This is a genomic window from Pseudomonas sp. 8(2025), assembly GCF_052665325.1.
Genome location: NZ_JBQOIE010000004.1, coordinates 356,404 through 373,786, shown reverse-complemented (window position 1 = coordinate 373,786; position 17,383 = coordinate 356,404). Strand labels below are relative to the sequence as shown.

15 protein-coding genes and 2 pseudogenes are annotated in these 17,383 nt (G+C 65.3%); 4 read left to right on the top strand and 13 right to left on the bottom strand.

Translation table 11 applies throughout. From position 1 onward, the window contains the following. Positions 1-4: 4 nt before the first annotated feature. From glgA to ACUXVH_RS11205, 10 genes and pseudogenes are all read right to left on the bottom strand, one after another. Entirely contained in the window at positions 5-1,573 is a 1,569-nt protein-coding gene (gene glgA, locus ACUXVH_RS11250) for a glycogen synthase GlgA (RefSeq protein ID WP_011061176.1), read from the bottom strand. A gap of 558 nt (positions 1,574-2,131) precedes the next feature. Beyond that, positions 2,132-3,085, bottom strand: coding sequence for a D-2-hydroxyacid dehydrogenase family protein (locus ACUXVH_RS11245; protein ID WP_065363994.1), 954 nt, complete (start codon positions 3,083-3,085; stop codon positions 2,132-2,134). Positions 3,086-3,100: 15 nt separating this feature from the next. Next, positions 3,101-4,111 carry an alpha/beta fold hydrolase gene (locus ACUXVH_RS11240; RefSeq protein ID WP_065363995.1) on the bottom strand — a complete coding sequence of 337 codons (1,011 nt, stop codon included), beginning with the start codon at positions 4,109-4,111 and terminating at the stop codon, positions 3,101-3,103. Positions 4,112-4,279: 168 nt separating this feature from the next. After that, positions 4,280-4,717 carry a YqaA family protein gene (locus tag ACUXVH_RS11235; RefSeq protein WP_011061179.1) on the bottom strand — a complete coding sequence of 146 codons (438 nt, stop codon included), beginning with the start codon at positions 4,715-4,717 and terminating at the stop codon, positions 4,280-4,282. Then, a complete protein-coding gene (locus ACUXVH_RS11230) occupies positions 4,714-5,163 on the bottom strand; it encodes a DUF411 domain-containing protein (RefSeq protein ID WP_015635530.1) in 450 nt (149 codons plus the stop codon). Before ACUXVH_RS11230 ends, ACUXVH_RS11235 begins: the two co-directional genes overlap by 4 nt. A 154-nt stretch (positions 5,164-5,317) precedes the next feature. Further along, positions 5,318-6,316, bottom strand: a complete 999-nt coding sequence (locus tag ACUXVH_RS11225) for a copper resistance protein B (protein ID WP_065363996.1) — start codon at positions 6,314-6,316, stop codon at positions 5,318-5,320. After that, positions 6,306-8,054: a copper resistance system multicopper oxidase gene (locus tag ACUXVH_RS11220; RefSeq protein WP_065363997.1), complete on the bottom strand. Its 1,749-nt coding sequence runs from the start codon at positions 8,052-8,054 to the stop codon at positions 6,306-6,308. Before ACUXVH_RS11220 ends, ACUXVH_RS11225 begins: the two co-directional genes overlap by 11 nt. An 85-nt stretch (positions 8,055-8,139) precedes the next feature. Then, a complete protein-coding gene (locus ACUXVH_RS11215; protein WP_011061183.1) occupies positions 8,140-8,595 on the bottom strand; it encodes an SRPBCC family protein in 456 nt (151 codons plus the stop codon). Positions 8,596-8,674: 79 nt separating this feature from the next. Beyond that, positions 8,675-9,205 (bottom strand): annotated as a pseudogene (locus ACUXVH_RS11210) (methyl-accepting chemotaxis protein); the annotation flags it as partial. Between the two features lie 327 nt (positions 9,206-9,532). After that, positions 9,533-10,606: pseudogene (locus tag ACUXVH_RS11205) on the bottom strand (cache domain-containing protein); the annotation flags it as partial. 504 nt (positions 10,607-11,110) lie between these two features. Here ACUXVH_RS11205 and ACUXVH_RS11200 point away from each other — a divergent pair. Next, positions 11,111-11,647, top strand: coding sequence for a hypothetical protein (locus ACUXVH_RS11200; RefSeq protein WP_065363999.1), 537 nt, complete (start codon positions 11,111-11,113; stop codon positions 11,645-11,647). 46 nt (positions 11,648-11,693) lie between these two features. Here the strand turns inward: ACUXVH_RS11200 and ACUXVH_RS11195 are convergent, their stop codons facing one another. After that, on the bottom strand, positions 11,694-12,689 hold the full coding sequence (locus ACUXVH_RS11195) for an aldo/keto reductase (protein ID WP_065364000.1): 996 nt from the start codon (positions 12,687-12,689) through the stop codon (positions 11,694-11,696). 118 nt (positions 12,690-12,807) lie between these two features. On the opposite strand from ACUXVH_RS11195, the gene ACUXVH_RS11190 reads away from it, so the two are divergent. Further along, positions 12,808-13,722, top strand: coding sequence for a LysR family transcriptional regulator (locus ACUXVH_RS11190; protein ID WP_065364001.1), 915 nt, complete (start codon positions 12,808-12,810; stop codon positions 13,720-13,722). A 94-nt stretch (positions 13,723-13,816) separates the two neighbouring features. Here the strand turns inward: ACUXVH_RS11190 and ACUXVH_RS11185 are convergent, their stop codons facing one another. Further along, positions 13,817-13,945, bottom strand: coding sequence for a hypothetical protein (locus tag ACUXVH_RS11185; protein ID WP_011061188.1), 129 nt, complete (start codon positions 13,943-13,945; stop codon positions 13,817-13,819). A gap of 171 nt (positions 13,946-14,116) precedes the next feature. Between ACUXVH_RS11185 and ACUXVH_RS11180 the strand changes: the two genes are divergently transcribed. Continuing rightward, on the top strand, positions 14,117-14,305 hold the full coding sequence (locus ACUXVH_RS11180) for a hypothetical protein (protein ID WP_015635538.1): 189 nt from the start codon (positions 14,117-14,119) through the stop codon (positions 14,303-14,305). A gap of 17 nt (positions 14,306-14,322) precedes the next feature. On the opposite strand, the gene ACUXVH_RS11175 is transcribed toward ACUXVH_RS11180, so the two are convergent. Continuing rightward, positions 14,323-14,703: a hypothetical protein gene (locus ACUXVH_RS11175; protein WP_011061190.1), complete on the bottom strand. Its 381-nt coding sequence runs from the start codon at positions 14,701-14,703 to the stop codon at positions 14,323-14,325. Between the two features lie 296 nt (positions 14,704-14,999). Between ACUXVH_RS11175 and pvdQ the strand changes: the two genes are divergently transcribed. Continuing rightward, entirely contained in the window at positions 15,000-17,333 is a 2,334-nt protein-coding gene (gene pvdQ / locus ACUXVH_RS11170; RefSeq protein WP_065364002.1) for a bifunctional acylase PvdQ, read from the top strand. Positions 17,334-17,383: the final 50 nt, after the last annotated feature.

Here is a 17,383-nt window from a genome sequence, read left to right as displayed (position 1 = left end):
CCTCTTACTGTCGGGCGGCCTGTCCCAGGGCCTTGGCCACCAGTTGTTCGTAGAGTTCGGCGTAGGGTTCCACCGCCTTGCACCAGTTGAAGGGCGCGGCCATGGCCCGGCAGCGCATGGCATTGAGCAGCGCCGGGTAGGCGAACACCTTGAAGGCCCGGGTCAGGGCTTCCTGGTAGCTGGCCACGGTGGATTCGTCGAAGAGGAAACCGGTGACGCCATTCTCGATGGTGTCTGCCAGGCCGCCGGTGTTGCGCGCCACCGGCAGCGAGCCGAAGCGCTGGGCATACATCTGGCTCAGGCCGCAGGGCTCGTAGCGCGAGGGCATGAGCAGGAAATCGCTGCCGGCGAACATGCGCCGGGCGTCGGTCTCGTTGAAGCCGATGTGCACCCCGATGCGGCCGGGGAAGCGCCGGGCCAGGGCGCGCATGGACTGTTCTTCCTCCGGCTCGCCGCGGCCGATGATGGCGATCTGGCCGCCGGACTGCACGATGAACTCGGCCACCGCTTCGGTCAGGTCCAGGCCTTTCTGGTAGACCAGCCGCGAGACCACGGCAAACAGCGGGCCGCTGGAGGCGTCGAGGCCGAACATCTGCCGCACATGGGCGGCGTTGGCTGCCTTGCCGTCCCAGTCGCCGATGCTGAAAGGCGTGAGCAGGTGAGCGTCGGTGGCGGCGTCCCAGCTTTCATCGATGCCGTTGGGGATGCCGCTGAGCAGGCCCTGCTGGGTCTTGCTGGCGAGGAAGCCGTCAAGCCCGCAACCGAAGGCCGGGGTGGTGATTTCCTGGGCATAGGTGGCGCTCACCGTGGTGATGTGGCTGGCGTAGGCCATGCCGGCCTTGAGGAACGACAGCTTGCCGTAGAACTCCATGCCTTCCTGTTGCAGGGCATGCTCGGGGATGCCCAGTTCCGGGCACGAGGCCAGGCTGACCACGCCCTGATAGGCCAGGTTATGAATGGTGAACAGGGTCGGCGTGCGTTGCCCGCGCCAGTGCATGTAGGCCGGCGCCAGCCCGGCGGGCCAGTCATGGGCGTGCACCAGGTCGGGGCACCAGTGGATCTGCGCCAGGTTGGCCGCGATGTCGGCGGCGGCCAGCCCCAGGCGGGCGAAGCGGATATGGTTGTCCGGCCAGTCGCGGCCGTTGTTGGCGCCGTAGGGCGTGCCTTCGCGCTCGTAGAGTTCCGGGCAGATCAGCACGTAGATCACCAGGCCGTCGGGCATGTCCATGCGCCCGATCTTGCAGGCCGGCAGTGCCGCGTGGCCACCCAGCTCCCCGATGATGTGGATCGGGTTCTCGCTATGCAGCACCTGGGGGTAGCCGGGGATCAGTACCCGCACATCGTGCAGGTGGGCCATGGCCCTGGGCAGGGCGGCAGAGACGTCGCCCAGGCCGCCGGTCTTCACCAGGTCGGCGATTTCCGAGGTGACGAACAGCACTCGCTTGCGGTTGGGATTGGGCCGCGCCAGCGGCAGCACTGTCTTGTTCCCAGGGACCGGAACCGAGGGGGCGGCGCGGTCGCCGGCCTGCTGTTGAGGGTGATCTCCCTGAGTGTCCAATACGGCGCTGATCATGTGTCTCTCCCGTTTTATTGATCTGTTCTGGTGTCTCGAGCGCCGCGCGTGGCCAATTCCTGTGGCCGGGCGCAAACGCGCCACACGTCGATCAGCCTGCGCTGCTCGAGCGTGGAAGCAGAAAGGGTGGAGGAGCCGTTGCAAGGAATGCACCAGTGGCAGCGACCCTACCTTTAACCTGACCTTGGGCCGAAGCGAAAAGTTTCGACTTTTTCTCGGCGAATGTGACTGCCCGGTCACAGTGCGAAATTCAGTCTAGGACAGAACCTAGAGCGGTGCCGGGGGAGGTGGGTGTTTCCCGGGGTTGGCAGGGCGGGCGGCGAACGCGTCCCGACGAAAGGTCGGCCATGCACTGCCCGGGAGCGGGGCCGTTGCGGCCCGGGGGCGAAAATGGGGAGGGGCTGCCAGCGGCCGGTGCCGTTGTGGTGCGGCGCCGCCCAAAGAACGGGCACAGGCGGGCTCCTGCGCCCAGCGTCCCTGCGAGCCTGGTCGCCGCCGAGCCTGCGAGGCTGCGAAAAGCTGCGCAGGACCTTGCCTGGCGATCGCCACGGGGGGCTTTCAGTTGAGCAGGCGGATCGGCTGGCCGGCGTGCCAGGCTTGCAGGTCTTCGATCATCTGGCCGAAGAACTGCTGGTAGTTCTGCCGGCTGACATAGCCGACATGGGGCGTGGCCAGAACATTGGGCAAGCGCCGCAAGGGGTGGTTGGCAGGCAAGGGTTCCTGCTCGAATACATCCAGTGCGGCCCCCGCCAGCCGGCCCTGTTCCAGGGCGGCAATCAGCGCGGCTTCATCGACAATCGGCCCGCGGGCGGTATTGACCAGCAGCGCCCCGGGCTTCATCCACGCCAGGGCCTGGGCGTCCACCAGGCCGCGGCTGCGCTCGCTGAGCACCAGGTGCACCGAGAGCACATCGGCCTGTTCGAACAGTTGCTGCTTGTCGACATGGGTCACGCCGGCCGCGGTCGCGCGTTCAGCGGTGAGGTTCTCGCTCCAGGCAATCACCCGCATGCCGAACACCTGGCCGAATTGCGCCACCCGTTGGCCGATGCTGCCCAGGCCGAGAATGCCCAGGGTCTTGCCGTGCAGATCGCCCCCCAGGCCCTGTTGCCAACCGCCTGCGCGCAGGGCGCAGGCTTCGCTCAGCAGGTTGCGGCTCAGGGCCATGAGCAGGGCCCAGGTCAGCTCCGGCGCGGCGTGCTTGTAGCTGTCGGTGCCGCACACCTGGATCCCCAGGGCGCTGGCCGCCTTGAGGTCGATGGCGGCGTTGCGCATGCCGCCGGTGAGCAGCAGCTTGAGCTGCGGCAGGCTGCGTAGTAGGGTTTCATCGAACCGGGTGCGCTCGCGCATCACGCAGATCACCTGGAACGGTTGCAGGCGCCGGGCCAGGGTGGCGGGGTCTGCCGGGTAGTCGTGAAGGAAGCTGACCCGGCCGATGCTATCGAGCACCGACCAGTCCACTACCTCGCGCGCTACGTCCTGCCAATCATCGATTACCGCAATCTCTAGTGCCATGTTCGGGCTCCTGGCTCAGGGTTGCTTCAACCAGCCCAGCAGGGCCTGGTGGAAAGGCTCGGGTTGTTCCATTTGCGGTGCGTGGCCCAGCCCCGGGAACTGCACCAGGGTCGAATGGGGGATGCGCTGCGCCACCTGCTTGCCCAGGTCCTGGTAGTGGCCGATGCGCGCCTTGACCTCGGGCGGCGCGATATCGCTGCCGATGGCGGTGGTGTCGGCGGTGCCGATCAGCAGCAGGGTCGGCATCTTCAGGTCCTGGAATTCGTAGTACACCGGCTGGCTGAAGATCATGTCGTAGATCAGCGCCGAGTTCCACGCCACCAGGCGCTTGCCGGGGCCCTGGTTGAGGCCGGCGAGCATGTCCACCCAGCGCTGGTATTCGGCCTTCCAGCGGCCGGCGTAATAGGTCTGCTGCTCGTAGCGGCGGATACCCTCGCCGGTCTGCTTCAGCTCGCGCTGGTACCACTGGTCGACGCTGCGCCAGGGCACGCCCAGGGCTTTCCAGTCTTCCAGGCCGATGGGGTTGACCAGGGCCAGTTGCCGTACCTGATCGGGGTATTGCAGGGCGTAGCGGGTGGCCAGCATGCCACCGGTGGAATGGCCCAGCAGGCTGGCCTGGTTGACGCCAAGCTTGGCCAGCAGTTGATGGGTGTTCTGCGCCAGTTGCTGGAAGCTGTACTGGTAGTGTTCGGGCTTGCTGGAGGTACAGAAGCCGATCTGGTCCGGGACTATCACCCGGTAGCCTGCGGCGCTCAGGGCCTTGATCGAGCCCTCCCAGGTGGCGCCGCAGAAGTTCTTGCCATGCATCAGTACCAGGCTGCGCCCGTTGGCCGGGCTCTGGGGCGGTACATCCATATAGCCCATCTGCAGTGCCTGGCCCTGGGACACAAAGCTGAAATGCTGCAAGGGATAGGGGTAGTCGAAGCCCTGCAGTTCGGGACCGTAGACCGGCGCCTGGGCGGCGAGGGCAGGCAGGGCCAGGGGCAGCAGCAAGGCACTGAGCCAGCGAGGGGTAGCAAGGAACATAAGGACACTCCGCAAGGTTGCGGGCGATGCTGTAGCCGCCGGATTAGGGCGACGTTAAGCCACAGGCAAACCCTGGGCACCGGCTTGCCGACAAGGAAGACGTGGTGCCGGGGCGGGCACTTTCGCTGGCAAGCCAGCTCCTGCGCGGTGATGGGGAGCTGCGGGCGCTCAGCCGATCCAGCCCAGGGTCAGCCACGCCAGCACGGCGTAGCGCGCGCCCTTGGCCAGGGTGACCAGCAGCAGGAAACGCTTGAGGGGTTCGCCCATGACGCCGGCCACCAGGGTCAGCGGATCGCCGATCAGCGGCATCCAGCTCAGCAGGAGCGTCCAGTGGCCATAGCGTTGGTAAGGCCCCCGGGCCCGCTCCAGGTGACGCGGGCTGACCGGAAACCAGCGGCGCTCCTTGTAGTGTTCCAGGCGCTGGCCCAGCCACCAGTTGACCAGCGAGCCCAGGACATTGCCCAGGGTCGCCACCAGCCACAGCCCGAGCACTGCCAGTTGGCTGTTGTGCAGCAACCCCACCAGCAGCGCTTCCGATTGCAGGGGCAGCAGGGTGGCGGCGCCGAACGCCGCCAGGAACAGGCCGAAGTAGGCGCCGAAGATCAACGAGCCGGGTAGTCCGCGACGACCACGTCCTTGCCCTCGCGGGTCAGGCCGATGACCTGGAAGGCATCGGCGCCCATGCCGTCCATTTCCATCCCGGGGGAGCCCATGGGCATGCCCGGGGCGGCGATGCCCAGCAGGTCATCGCGCTTGCGCAGGGCCAGCACCTGTTCGGCCGGCACGTGGCCCTCGACGAACTTGCCGTCGATCACCGCGGTATGGCAGGAGCCCAGGCGCGGGGCGACGCCGAGCCGCTGCTTGACCGCACTCATGTTGCTTTCCACGTGGTCGGTCACGGCAAAGCCGTTGTCCTGCAGGTGCTCGATCCACTTTTTGCAGCAGCCGCAGTTGGCGTCGCGGTGCACGTCGATGGGAATCAGTTCTCCAGCCTGGGCCAGGGAGCTGATCAGCAGGGCGGACAGGGCCGCCAGACGCAGTGAGGTGTTCATCGAAAGTCTCTTTGTCGCTGATCAATAAGGAAGGGTGGCATGGCCGGCCACCCGCGGTTGCACGCTCGGGGTGGTGCATTTTGCGGTTTTTTTCGCTGGCCGCCGCTGGCTTTTGTTTCAAGGTGATACCAAGGCCGGCCAGCGGTTGTGGCCTTCAGAACCACAGGCGCAGGCCCAGGACCAGGCGCGGGTCGTTGTCCAGCTCGGCCTCGTCCCGGGCGTAGTCGGCGCTGCGGCCGTAGCTGCGGTTCCAGGTCACCCCTATATAGGGAGCGAACTCGCGGCGGATCTCGTAGCGCAGGCGCAGGCCGATCTCGCTGTCCGCCAGGCCTGCGCCCAGGCCCCGTTGCCGGTCATTGCGGCTATAGAGGTTGACCTCGGCGGAGGGCTGGAGGATCAGGCGCTGGGTCAGCAGCAGGTCGTAGTCACCCTTGAGGCGCAAGGCGGCCTGGCCGTCCTCGCCGAGGTAGGCGGTGACCTGGCTTTCAAAGTTGTACAGGGCCATGCCTTGCAGCCCCAGGGCGGCCCAGGTCTGCGGCGTGCCGGGCTTGAAGTCCTGGCGCAGGCCGCCCACCAGGTCCCACCAGGGGCCAATGGCATGGCCCCACAGGGCTTGCAGCTCGGCGTGCTCGGTGACGCCCCGGGTGCGTTCGCCTTCACTGCGCAGCCAGAGCCGGTCGCGGTCGCCACCGACCCAGCCCTCGACCTCCCAGGCGACGCTGCCGCCCGGGTCGGCGTCCTGCCATTCCAACTGGTCCACCAGCAGGAAAGTGTTCAGCGACGGGCCGTGGATGTGGCCGCTGGGGCCCTGGTAGACCGCCGCCCGATCGGCATCGGTCAGCACCGGGATCGGTGTGCGGCTTCGTGTGGGGGCTGGCGCCTGCATGCTGGGCATCTGCGAGTGGTCCATGGCACCCATGGCGTGGCCGGGCATGGTGGAGGGGGCCACGCCGGGTGTCGATTGGCCCTGTGTCGGCGCCTGCATGCCGGGCATCTGCGAGTGGTCCATGGCGCCCATGGCTGTCCCAGGCACGCTGGAATGGCCCATGCCCGGCATCGATTCGCCCTGTGCCGGTGCCCAGGGCCAGGCCAGCAGGAGCAGGGCCAGGCCAACGCCGGGCTGCCGGGTGAAGCGGAGGTAATCAAGCTTCATGGTGGCGTTCCTCCTCGACCCGGACTTCGCGGAACATGCCGCTTTCCATGTGGTACAGCAGGTGGCAGTGATAGGCCCAGCGCCCCAGGGCATCGGCGGTGACCCGGTAGCTGCGGCGGGTGCCCGGTGGCATGTCGATGGTGTGCTTGCGCACCTGGAAGCGGCCGTGTTCGTCCTCCAGGTCGCTCCACAGCCCGTGGAGGTGGATGGGGTGGGCCATCATGCTGTCGTTCACCAGTTCGATGCGCAGCCGCTCGCCATACCGAAGGCGCAGGGGTTCGGCTTCGGCAAAGGGAATGCCGTCGAAGGACCAGGCAAACTTTTCCATGTGCCCGGTCAGGTGCAGGGTCAGGGTCCGGCTCGGTTCGCGACCGTCGGGGTCGGCGAAGGTGCTTTTCAGGTCGGCGTAGCGCAGCACCCGGCGGCCGTTGTCGCGCAGGCCGATGCCCGGATCGTCCAGGCGCGGCATGGGGTTCACCGCCTGCATGTCCACCAGGGGGTTGTTGGTTTCCGAGGTCGGGTGGCTGATCGCGGTATTCATCGCGCCGTGATCCATGGCGGCCATGGCGCCATGGTCCATGCCCGGCATTGCCCCGTGATCCATGGTACCCATGGCCATGTCCGTCATGTCCAGCAGCGGTCGCGGGTCCATGGCCGGTGCCTCGGCCACGAGCCCGAGGGCGCTGGCCAGGGTGCCCAGGGCATAGCCGCTGCGGTCCATGGCCTGGGCGAACAAGGCGTGGGCTCCGGCACCGGGTTGCACCAGCACGTCGAAGGTTTCGGCCACGGCAATGCGCAGTTCATCCACGGTCACGGGCACCACGTGCTGGCCGTCGGCGGCGACCACGGTCATCTGCACCCCGGGAATGCGCAGGTCGAAATAGCTCATGGCCGAGGCATTGATCACTCGCAGGCGCAGGCGTTCGCCGGGGCGGAACAGCCCGCACCATGGCTGGCCCGGGGCCTGGCCGTTGAGCAGGAAGGTATAGGTGGCGCCGCTGACATCTGCGAGGTCGGTGGGGGTCATGTTCATCTGCGCCCACATGCTGCGTTCGGCCAGCGTGGCCGCCCAGCCGTCGCGGCCGACGTCCTCGATGAAGTCGCCCAGGGTGCGCTTGTGCTGGTTGTAGTAGTCGGACTGTTTCTTCAGGGTGCGCAGGATCTGCCCCGGCTCCTCGTCGCTCCAGTCCGAGAGCAGCACCACGTAGTCGCGTTCGTAGCTGAAGGGCTCCGGTTCCCGGGCGTCGATCACCAGCGGGCCATACACCCCCAGTTGTTCCTGCAGCCCGGAATGGCTGTGGTACCAGTAGGTGCCGTGCTGCTTGACCGGGAAGCTGTAGCGGTAGAGCCCGCCGGGCTCGATGCCCTCGAAGCTCAGGCCGGGCACGCCGTCCATGTCGGCCGGCAGGATGATCCCGTGCCAGTGGATGGAACTGGGCTGGTCCAGGCGGTTGCGCACCCGCACAGTCACCCGGTCGCCTTCGCGCCAGCGCAGCAGGGGCCCGGGCAGGCTGCCGTTGATGGCCATGGCCTTGCGTGGCCGGCCGCTGAAGTTCACCGGCAACTGCTGGATGCACAGGTCGAAGTCGCTGCCGGCCAGGACCTCGGGCTGGCCCGGGCTGCTGATGGCCCAGACCGGGTTGCGCCACAGGCCGAAGCCGGCTAGCACACCACCGGCAGCCAGGGCCTTGACGAAGGTGCGGCGGGAGGGGCTGTGGAACGAGGAGGGGCGCGGCATCGGAGGCTTCCAGTCAGTCAGCGAATTGGAGCGGACTCTAATCGGCGCTGGCTGTCAGGAAACTGAGGTGGGCATTACAGATTTGTCAGTCGTCGGGCTGTTCCAGACGCTGCTTGAGGTTGCCCAGGGCCTGGCTCGAAAGCTGCTCCATGCGTGCTCGCAGGCCACTGAGCTGCAGGTCGGTGGCGTATTCCAGGGTGCGCCGGAACAGTGTGCCGTCGCCCTGCTTGCTCAACAGGTAGTGGATCGAACCGTCCAGCGCGGCGGAACTGAACAGGGTCTTGAACTCCTTGGGAAACACCGCCACCAGCACCCGGTAGCTGATGGGCAGTTGCACTCCCAGCAAGTCCATGGTTTCACTGAAACGGTGGCCGGCGGGCAATGAACCGCACAGGCCGGTGTCGGCACGCAGGCTGGAAGGGTGCCACTCCGGCCAGCGGTCCGGCTGCGTCACGTAGTAGTAGACGGTGTCGATGCTGGCCTGGATAAACAGTTCGTGGCTGATCTGTTCATGCAACAGATGTGTTTGGCGCTGGCCCATGGGGCACCTCACGTCCTTGTGACCGGAGCCTGAAATATAGCCCCGCCCCGGCGGGCTGCCAGGGGCGGGGGCAGACCGTTCAGCGGACTTTGAAGCGGCTCATCAGGTGGCTGACCTGGGCATTGGCCTGCAACAGGCTCTGGGTGTTGCTTTCCCCGGCCCGGGCGCTGTCCACCAGCTCCTCGACCATGTGTCGGATGCTCACCATGCTGCGGTTGATTTCCTCGGTCACGGCGCTTTGCTGTTCGGCGGCGGTGGCGATCTGGGTGCTCAGGCTGTTGATCTGGCTCACCGAGTCGGCCATTTCGTCGAGCCCGCTGTTGACCCGCGCCGTGGCATCCGCCGCTGACTGGCAACTGGCCTGGGTGTTTTCCATGGCGCTGACCGAGGAACTCACGCCCTGGGTCAGGCGCGCGAGCATTTCGTTGATCTGCGAGGTGCTGTCCTGGGTCCGCGCGGCCAGGGCCCGCACTTCATCGGCGACCACGGCGAAGCCGCGGCCCTGTTCTCCGGCCCGGGCGGCCTCGATCGCGGCGTTCAGGGCCAGCAGGTTGGTCTGCCCGGCGATGGCGCCGATCACCCCGAGGACCTCGGTGATGCGCTGGGCGTCGGCTTGCATGGCCTCGACCTTGTGGGTGGCATCGGCGACTTCGTCGATCAATGCGATGACGCTGCCGGAAGCTTCGCCCACCACCACCCGGGAACGTTCTGCGTGTTCGTTGGCGCGGCGGGTGAAGTCTGCGGTCTGGGCAGCGTTGGCGGCAACGCTGTCGGCGGTGCTGCTCATTTCGGTAATGGCGGTCACCGTCTGATCGGTTTCCGAGGCATGGCGCAACAGGATCTGCTGGCTGTGGGCCGAGCTCTGCTGCAACTGCCCCAGGCTCCCGGCCATGGCCTCGGTGGCCTGGGTGACCTCGCCGATCATCTGTTGCAGGTACTGGATAAAGCGGTTCACCGAGTGGCCGATGGCCCCCAGTTCGTCCTCGGCGCGGATCACGATGCGCCGGGTCAGGTCGGCGTCGCCGGTGGCCAGGGCGTCGATATTGCCCTTGAGGATCTTCATACGCTGCACCAGCTGGCGGATCGCATAGACCTGCAGCAACACCAGCAGGATCACCATGGGGATCTGCAACAGGCTCAGGGTACTCAGCACGTCGTCGCGCTGGGCGGTGATCAGCTGGGTCGGCAGGGCGCTGGCGAGAAACCAGGGCGTGCCTTCGATGGCGCGCATGAAGAAGGTGCTGGGCACCCCGGCATTGTCGAACTCGACGCGCCGTGCCCCCTGGTCAGGTTGCTGCAGGGCGGCCTGGACCTGGGCGGCGAAGGGGGAGCCGGGGCTCAGGTCGCGGATGTTCTTGAGCACGATCGGGCCGTTGATCCGCGAGCTGTTGCTGATGATCTTGCCGTCGGCTTCGACGATCAGCATCTCGGCCTTGAGTGCCTGTTCCTGGCGCGCCACCAGGTCGTTGAAGAAACCCAGGGTCACGTCGATGGTGGCCACGCCCCAGGGCTGGCCGTCGCGGCGGATGGCCATGGCGCAGTTGGTGCGCGGCTCGGCGCTGGCATCGTCCTTGTAGGCCGCAGCCCAGGCGCACTGGCCGGGGGCGGTCTGCATGCCGCCCAGGTACCAGGGCTGCTCGTAGTAGTTGGGCGCCGGGTCGCTGTTCCAGAAGGTGTTGACCACCAGTTTGCCGGAGGCGTCACGGTGCCAGAAGGTGCTGTGTTTGTTGCGCCCCGGGGTGCGCTGGCCGGGCAGGGGCCAGATGCCGCCGCCGAAGACTTTCTGTTCACCGTACTGGTCCACCAGGCCCGGCAGGACCTTGTCGATGCTGTCGCTGTCGAGCAGGGGAATGGTCTGGGTGATGCTGCGTTGCTGGGCCTGGACCTTGTTCAGTTCGCCCTGGATGCGCTGCGCCACTTCGGCGATGCGGTTGAGGGCTACCTGTTCTTCGGTATGACGCAGCTTGGGCGCTACCAGTTGGCTGATGCCCACCACCGTGAGTATCAGCATCAAGACAATGAACAGGACCAGAAACAGCGTGTAGCGGGCTTGAATCGTGCGCAAAGCGGGCATGGGACCTGTCCTTACCGAGCGATTTTTATTATTCGGGAATGCGATGCGTTGTCAGGGCATCCACAGGATGTCGGCGCGGTTTTTCTGCTCTTTAGTACGATCGTCCAAAAAAGGCATGCCCTGGAAAAAAAACTGCGCCACGGGATGGTGGGGCAGGGCAAAGGCGCCCGGTCAAGGGCAAGGCAAGGCATGAAAAGATGACGCTTTGATGTGCGGGAAAACTTCCCGGGCCTTTTAAACAGGGCCTTTGCGGTAATTGTGTCGAGTTTGTACAAAAATTGTAAACTCAGGAAATAAAGCGTTGTTGGCGCTTGCCACGGCGTTGATACTTGCGCCCATTCAGATGTTTCAACACGGCTTACATCCTTGTTCAGGTGCCTTGTCAGAAGTTTCATGGCGCTGAAAAAGGTGATTGGAAGGCCGGACTACAGGAGTTACAGCATGGCAATCGGATACGTCGGCGGCTGGACCAGCAAGGCGGGGCTGCTGGTTCGCGAGGATGGTGGAACGCGTTCGACCAAACCCGTATCACAGAGCGTCAAGGTCCGGCAGATGCTGGCCCTGGTGGGGAGCGACCCGACAGTACTCAACACCCGCAAGATGGACGAACTCAAGCTGCACAAGCAGATCAAGGGGTTCGATCCTACTAATGTCACCTCCAAATCGCTTGGAAGCATGAGTACCTTCCTCAAGAACAATGGCCTGATCAGTGATGTGACGGCACTGAACTTGATCAATGCCGGCGACCAGTTTGACCGCTTCGGTATTCCCAAGGATCCGGAGCAACCGTTTAATGCCCTGGAGTACTTCGCGATGAAGCTTGAGGATATTCAGAGCAATAACCTCAAGGGCAACAAGTACGCCAACTACCTGATCCCCGAGTACAAGAAAGCCATCTATGTACTTCAGGGGCTACAGAACTATGGCAAGGGCAACGGCACCACGGTGACCGACAAGAACGTCTCCGCCAAGGCCTGATTCCAGTGGCGCGCACTGCCTGCCGGTGCGCGCCACAGCTCTGCTTTCAACGCCCCAGCAAGCCCATTACCTCTTCGGCATACCGGGTTCCGGCGGTGGTCTGCGGGCTGAAGATCTGCTCCAGTGACGCCAGTTCCTCGGCGCTCAGCCTCACCTCCAGTGCCGCCACGTTCTCCTCCAGATACCGCCGTTGCTTGGTTCCGGGAATCGGAATCAGGTAATCGCCCTGAGCCAGCACCCAGGCCAGGGCCAATTGCCCGCTGCTCACCCCCTTGTCCGCCGCCAACTGCTGCACCTGTTGCACCAGGCGCAGGTTGTGCTGGAAGTTTTCGCCCTGGAAACGTGGGTTGAAACGCCGGTAGTCGTCGGCGGCGAAGTCTTCCGGGCTTTTCAGGGCCCCGGTGAGAAAACCCCGGCCCAGTGGGCTGTAGGGCACGAAGGCGATGCCCAGGCGCTGGCAGGCGGCGAGGCAGCCGTTGTCTTCCTGATCCCGGCTCCATAGCGAATATTCACTTTGCAGGGCGCTGATCGGATGCACCTTGTGCGCCCGCTCCAGGGTTGCCGCCGAGGCTTCGCTCAGGCCCAGGTAGCGCACCTTGCCGGCCTGGACCAGCTCGGCCATGGCGCCGACGGTTTCCTCGATGGCCACGTCCGGGTCGACCCGGTGCTGGTAGTACAGGTCCAGGGTGTCCACCCCCAGGCGCCGCAGGCTGCCGTCGATGGCGGTGCGGATGTATTCCGGCCGGCCGTCGACCCCGCGGGCCGCCGGGTTGGCCGGGTCGCGGACAATGCCGAACTTGCTGGCCAGGAACACCTGTTCGCGCTTGCCGCGAATGGCCCGGCCGATCAGCTCTTCGTTGCTGTGGGGGCCGTAGATGTCGGCGGTATCGAGCAGGTTGATGCCCAGTTCCAGGGCCCGATGCAAGGTGGCGACGGCTTCCCGGGGATCGTTGCCGGTGGTGTAGAAATCGCTCATGCCCATGCAGCCCAGGCCAATGGCGGAAACCTGCGGGCCGTCCTGGCCCAGTTGTCGAGTGCGCATCGATGAATGCTCCGGTAAGGGGAAAGAGCCTGCAGTGTGCTACTCGACAAAAAACCGATAAACAGGCTAAAAGCGCTATCACTATTATTGAATTCTAAATAATCCGCAGGTTTGCTCCATGGATCGTTTCAACGCCATGCGCGTCTTTACCCGTATCGTCGAGCTGGGCGGCTTTGCCAAGGCTGCCGACAGTCTGCAGATGCCGCCGGCGTCGGTGACCATTCTGATCAAGCAACTGGAGGCCCATCTGGGGGTGCAGTTGTTGCACCGCACCACCCGCCAGGTCAGCCCGACCCTGGACGGAGCCGCCTATTACCAGCGTTGCGTACGCTTGCTGGCGGACCTGGAGGAGAGTGAGGCGGCATTCTCCCTGGCTCGGCACAACCCCCGTGGCCTGTTGCGTGTCGATATGCCGGTGGGCATCGGCCGGTTGCTGGTGATGCCGGCGCTGCCGGAGTTTTCCGCGCGCTATCCGCAGATCGAACTGGAGATCGGCCTCAATGACCGCCCGGTGGACCTGATCCGCGAGGGCGTGGACTGTGCGCTGCGCGGCGGCCCGGCCCTGGACGAGAGCCTGGTGGCGCGGCCGCTGGCGCAGTTGCAGCAAGTCACCTGTGCCAGCCCCGGGTACCTGCGCCAGCGGGGGGTTCCCCGTACTCCGCAAGAGCTGCAAGGGCATCAGATGGTGGAGTATTTCTCCAACGTCAGCGGCAAGCGTTATGGTCTGGAATTCTTCTTCGCCGGCCAGTTGCAGCCGGTGCAGTTGCCCAAGCGGGTGGCGGTGAACAGCGCCGATGGCTACCTGGCGGCCTGCGAAGCCGGCTACGGGCTGATCCAGACCCCGTACTACCACGTTGCCCGGCAGTTGCAGGACGCGACCCTGCAGCGGGTGCTGGAGGACTACCCGCTGCCTGCATTGCCGCTGACCGCGCTGTACCCGCCCCAGCGGCACCTGTCGACCCGCCTGCGGGTATTCATCGATTGGCTGGTGGAGCTGTTCGCCCGCCCGGGCAATCACATTTCTTGCCCCTGAATGGTCGGGCGCCATGCAGCAAAACGCCCGCGACAAGGCGGGCGTTGGTGGCGAGATCGGGCGGCTCATGGGGCCGATGGGCTGGCCGGATGACTCAGCGGTGATAGTAGCCCGGGCCGCCGTCGTAGTAGCGGTGGTGCCCGCCATCGTGGGGCATGATGATGCAGCCCGACAGGGTCAGCATGGCCAGCAGGGGAATCAGCAGTGTGATTCGACGAAACATGGATCAATCCTCAAAGGGCTCGGGGAACACGGCAGGACGACAAGGAAGAAAAAACTCCTTCGCGCCTGTACCATGTGACCCCGATTTGCCCGGCTCATCCCCGAATCCGGGTATGTGCTTGGCATCGATCTTGATACACGGCAGATACAATTTCAGCTTCAGGACCCGGCAATGACTCAGAAACAACGCTTGATCTACTCGATTCTGATTTCCCTGGTGGTACTGGGAATCATGCTTGGCCTTTCCTACCTGCAGAACAACGGCATCATCAGCGAGAAGCTGTTCCAGTACATCGCCATTGGCGTGGCGGTGGTCGTGGTGGTGATCAACGGCGTGATGCGCCGCAAGGTCAAGCCCTGAGCCCGGGCTCGACGGCCTCAGGAGAGACCGTCGAGCACCGCTGCGGCCTGCTGGTGCAGGCTGTAGCTCTTGTCTGCATTGAGGGTCAGTACACCCTCGCTGCACAGCCGCTTGAGCACCTCCCGCACACTGAGAAAGGACAGGGGAATGTCCAGTTCCAGCAGTTGGCTGTGGATGCCGCGCACCCCCAGGGAGCGGTCGCTCTGGGCCGCGGTGAGCAGGGCGTCGATGACTTTCAGGCGAATCAGGCTGGTACGCAGGCCGAAGCTTTTGAGCAGGTGCTTGATTCGTTCATTACTGTTGCGCTCGGCGTTCTTGCCGAAGACACCGGCGCCGGCATTCAGGGAAGGCGTGCTGTTCACGGTGTTGCCGTCCATTGGCAGTTGCGGGTTGTACATGCAAAAACTCCTTATCAGAGCCTGATCAGGAAAAGAATGATGGATGCTCTAGTAACTAGACGAACGAGCACGGCAAATCATGAAGTCCTGAATGTAGAAAATTTGTCGGTATCAGGTCGCTGACATGTGATGGCGGGGCTTTTGGCCTTTGCGGATTAAATTTTTTTCAAGCATTTCGTCTTTATGGGCAGGCAGGCGTCGGGTGATCCGTGCGCGGCTGGATTCCCAGACTGGCGGCGTTGCCAACCGCTCCTGCACACCAGTCCTGGTTCTGTATTTTTGCATCAGGAGTCGGCGTGATCATTTCCAGGCAGTTACCGAGTTTTTGCCTTGCAGCCCTGTTTCTAAGCTTCAGCGGTGGCGCCCATGCCTTGGCACAGCCCGAGCAGACCCGCGCCGAGATTCGCCGCACCAGTTTTGGTGTGCCGCACATCCGTGCCGACGACGAGCGCGGCCTGGGCTACGGCATCGGCTACGCCTACGCCCAGGACAACCTGTGCCTGATGGCCAATGAGGTGCTGACGGTCAACGCCCAGCGCTCGCAATACTTCGGCGCCGAGGGCCAGACCCTGGAACAGCGCGACAACCTCAGCAGCGACCTGTTCTTCAGTTGGCTCAACACTCCCCAGGCCGTGGCGGCCTTCTGGCAGGCCCAGACCCCGGCGATGCGCGAGCGCATGCAGGGTTACGTCGAGGGCTACAACCGCCAGCTGGCGGAGCGCCAGGCCCAGGGCCTGCCCGAGCAATGCCGGGGTGACTGGGTGCGGCCGCTGGCCACCTCGGACCTGGTGAAACTGACCCGACGCCTGTTGGTGGAAGGCGGTGCCGGGCAATTCGCCGAGGCCCTGGCCGGAGCCACGCCACCTGGAGCCACGGCCCAGGCCGGGCTGCCGGCCGAGCACTGGCAACTGGCGGCGGCACGCCAGCAGCGTTTCGCCCTGGACCGTGGCAGCAACGCGGTGGCCATCGGTAGCGAGCGTTCGTTCAACGGCCGTGGGCTGCTGCTGGCCAACCCGCATTTCCCCTGGGTCGGCGGCATGCGCTTCTACCAGATGCACCTGACCATTCCCGGGCAACTGGATGTGATGGGCGCGGCCTTGCCCGGCCTGCCGCTGATCAATATCGGCTTCAACCAGCACCTGGCCTGGACCCACACCGTGGACGCCTCCAAGCACTTCACCCTGTACCGTTTGCAACTGGACCCCAAGGACCCGACCCGCTACCTGCTGGACGGCCGTTCGCTGCCCCTGGAGCGCCAGACCCTGACCGTGCAGAGCAAGGGCCCGGACGGCCAGTTGCAGCCGCGTACGCGCACGCTCTACAGCTCGGTCTTCGGCCCGATCGTGCAGTGGCCGGGGGAACTGGACTGGGATCATCAATATGCCTACAGCCTGCGCGACGCCAACCTGGACAACAGCCGGGTGCTGGCCCAGTGGTACGCGATGAACCAGGCCAGCAGCGTGGCCGGCCTGCAAGACAGCGTGCACCAGTTGCAGGGCATTCCCTGGGTCAACACCCTGGCGGTGGACGACCAGGGCCGGGCGCTGTACATGAACCAGTCGGTGGTGCCCAACGTCACCCAGGCCAAGCTGACGCAGTGCAGTGATCCGCGGGCCGGCACCCGGGTCATCGTTCTGGATGGCTCGCGCAGTGCCTGCGCCTGGGATATCGACCCGGCAGCGGCGCAACCGGGGATCTTCGCCGCCAGCCAGTTGCCGCAACTGGCGCGCAACGACTACCTGCAGCATTCCAACGATTCGGCCTGGATGGTCAACCCGGCGGCGCCGCTGCAAGGCTTTTCGCCGGTGATCAGCGAGCAGGACGTGCCGCTGAAGATGCGCGCGCGCTTTGCTCTGGATCGCCTGAGCCGGATGCACAAGGCCCAGGTCAGCGACCTGCAGCACCTGGTCACGGACGATCAGGTGTACCTGGCCGGCCAGGTGATGCCCGATCTGCTGCAGTTCTGTGAGCAGGGCCTGGGGGCGGATGCCCAGCGCCTGGGGCCGGTGTGCGCCAGCCTGAAAGCCTGGGACCGCAGCGCGGGGTTGCAGGCCGGCCTGGGCTTCGTGCACTTCCAGGGCATCATGCAGCCGCTGTTGCAGGACCCCAGCGTGTGGCGCGTGGCCTTTGACCCGAAAGATCCCCAGCACACCCCACGGGGCCTGGCCATTGGCCGGCCAGCGGTGGCCCGGGCACTGCGCGAGTCGATGCTGGCTTCGGCGCAGCAGGTCGCCGACGCCGGGCTGGGGAGTGACGTTCGTTGGGGCGATATCCAGCAGGTCAGCCAGGGCGGCCAGCCGACCCCGGTGCCCGGCGGCCCTGAAAGCCTGGGGGTGTACAACGCCATCCAGAGCGTGCCGGCGGCCGATGGCAAGCGTGAAGTGGTCAGCGGTACCAGCTACCTGAACGTGGTCAGCTTCGACGAGCAGGGGCCGCGCGCCCTGGGGCTGCTGGCGTTCTCCCTGTCCAGCGACCCGGCCTCAGCGCATTTTCGCGACCAGACCGCTGCATTCGCCCGCAACCAGTGGAGCGTGCTGCCCTTTACCGAAGCGCAGATCCGTGCCGATGGCCAGTATCAGTTGCAGGTGATCGAAGAGCCGCGCAAGGGGGCGGTACTGGCGCGCCAGTAACGGTTGAGCGTGAGCATCAAGAGGAGGCCGCCCCGGCAACGGGGCGGCCT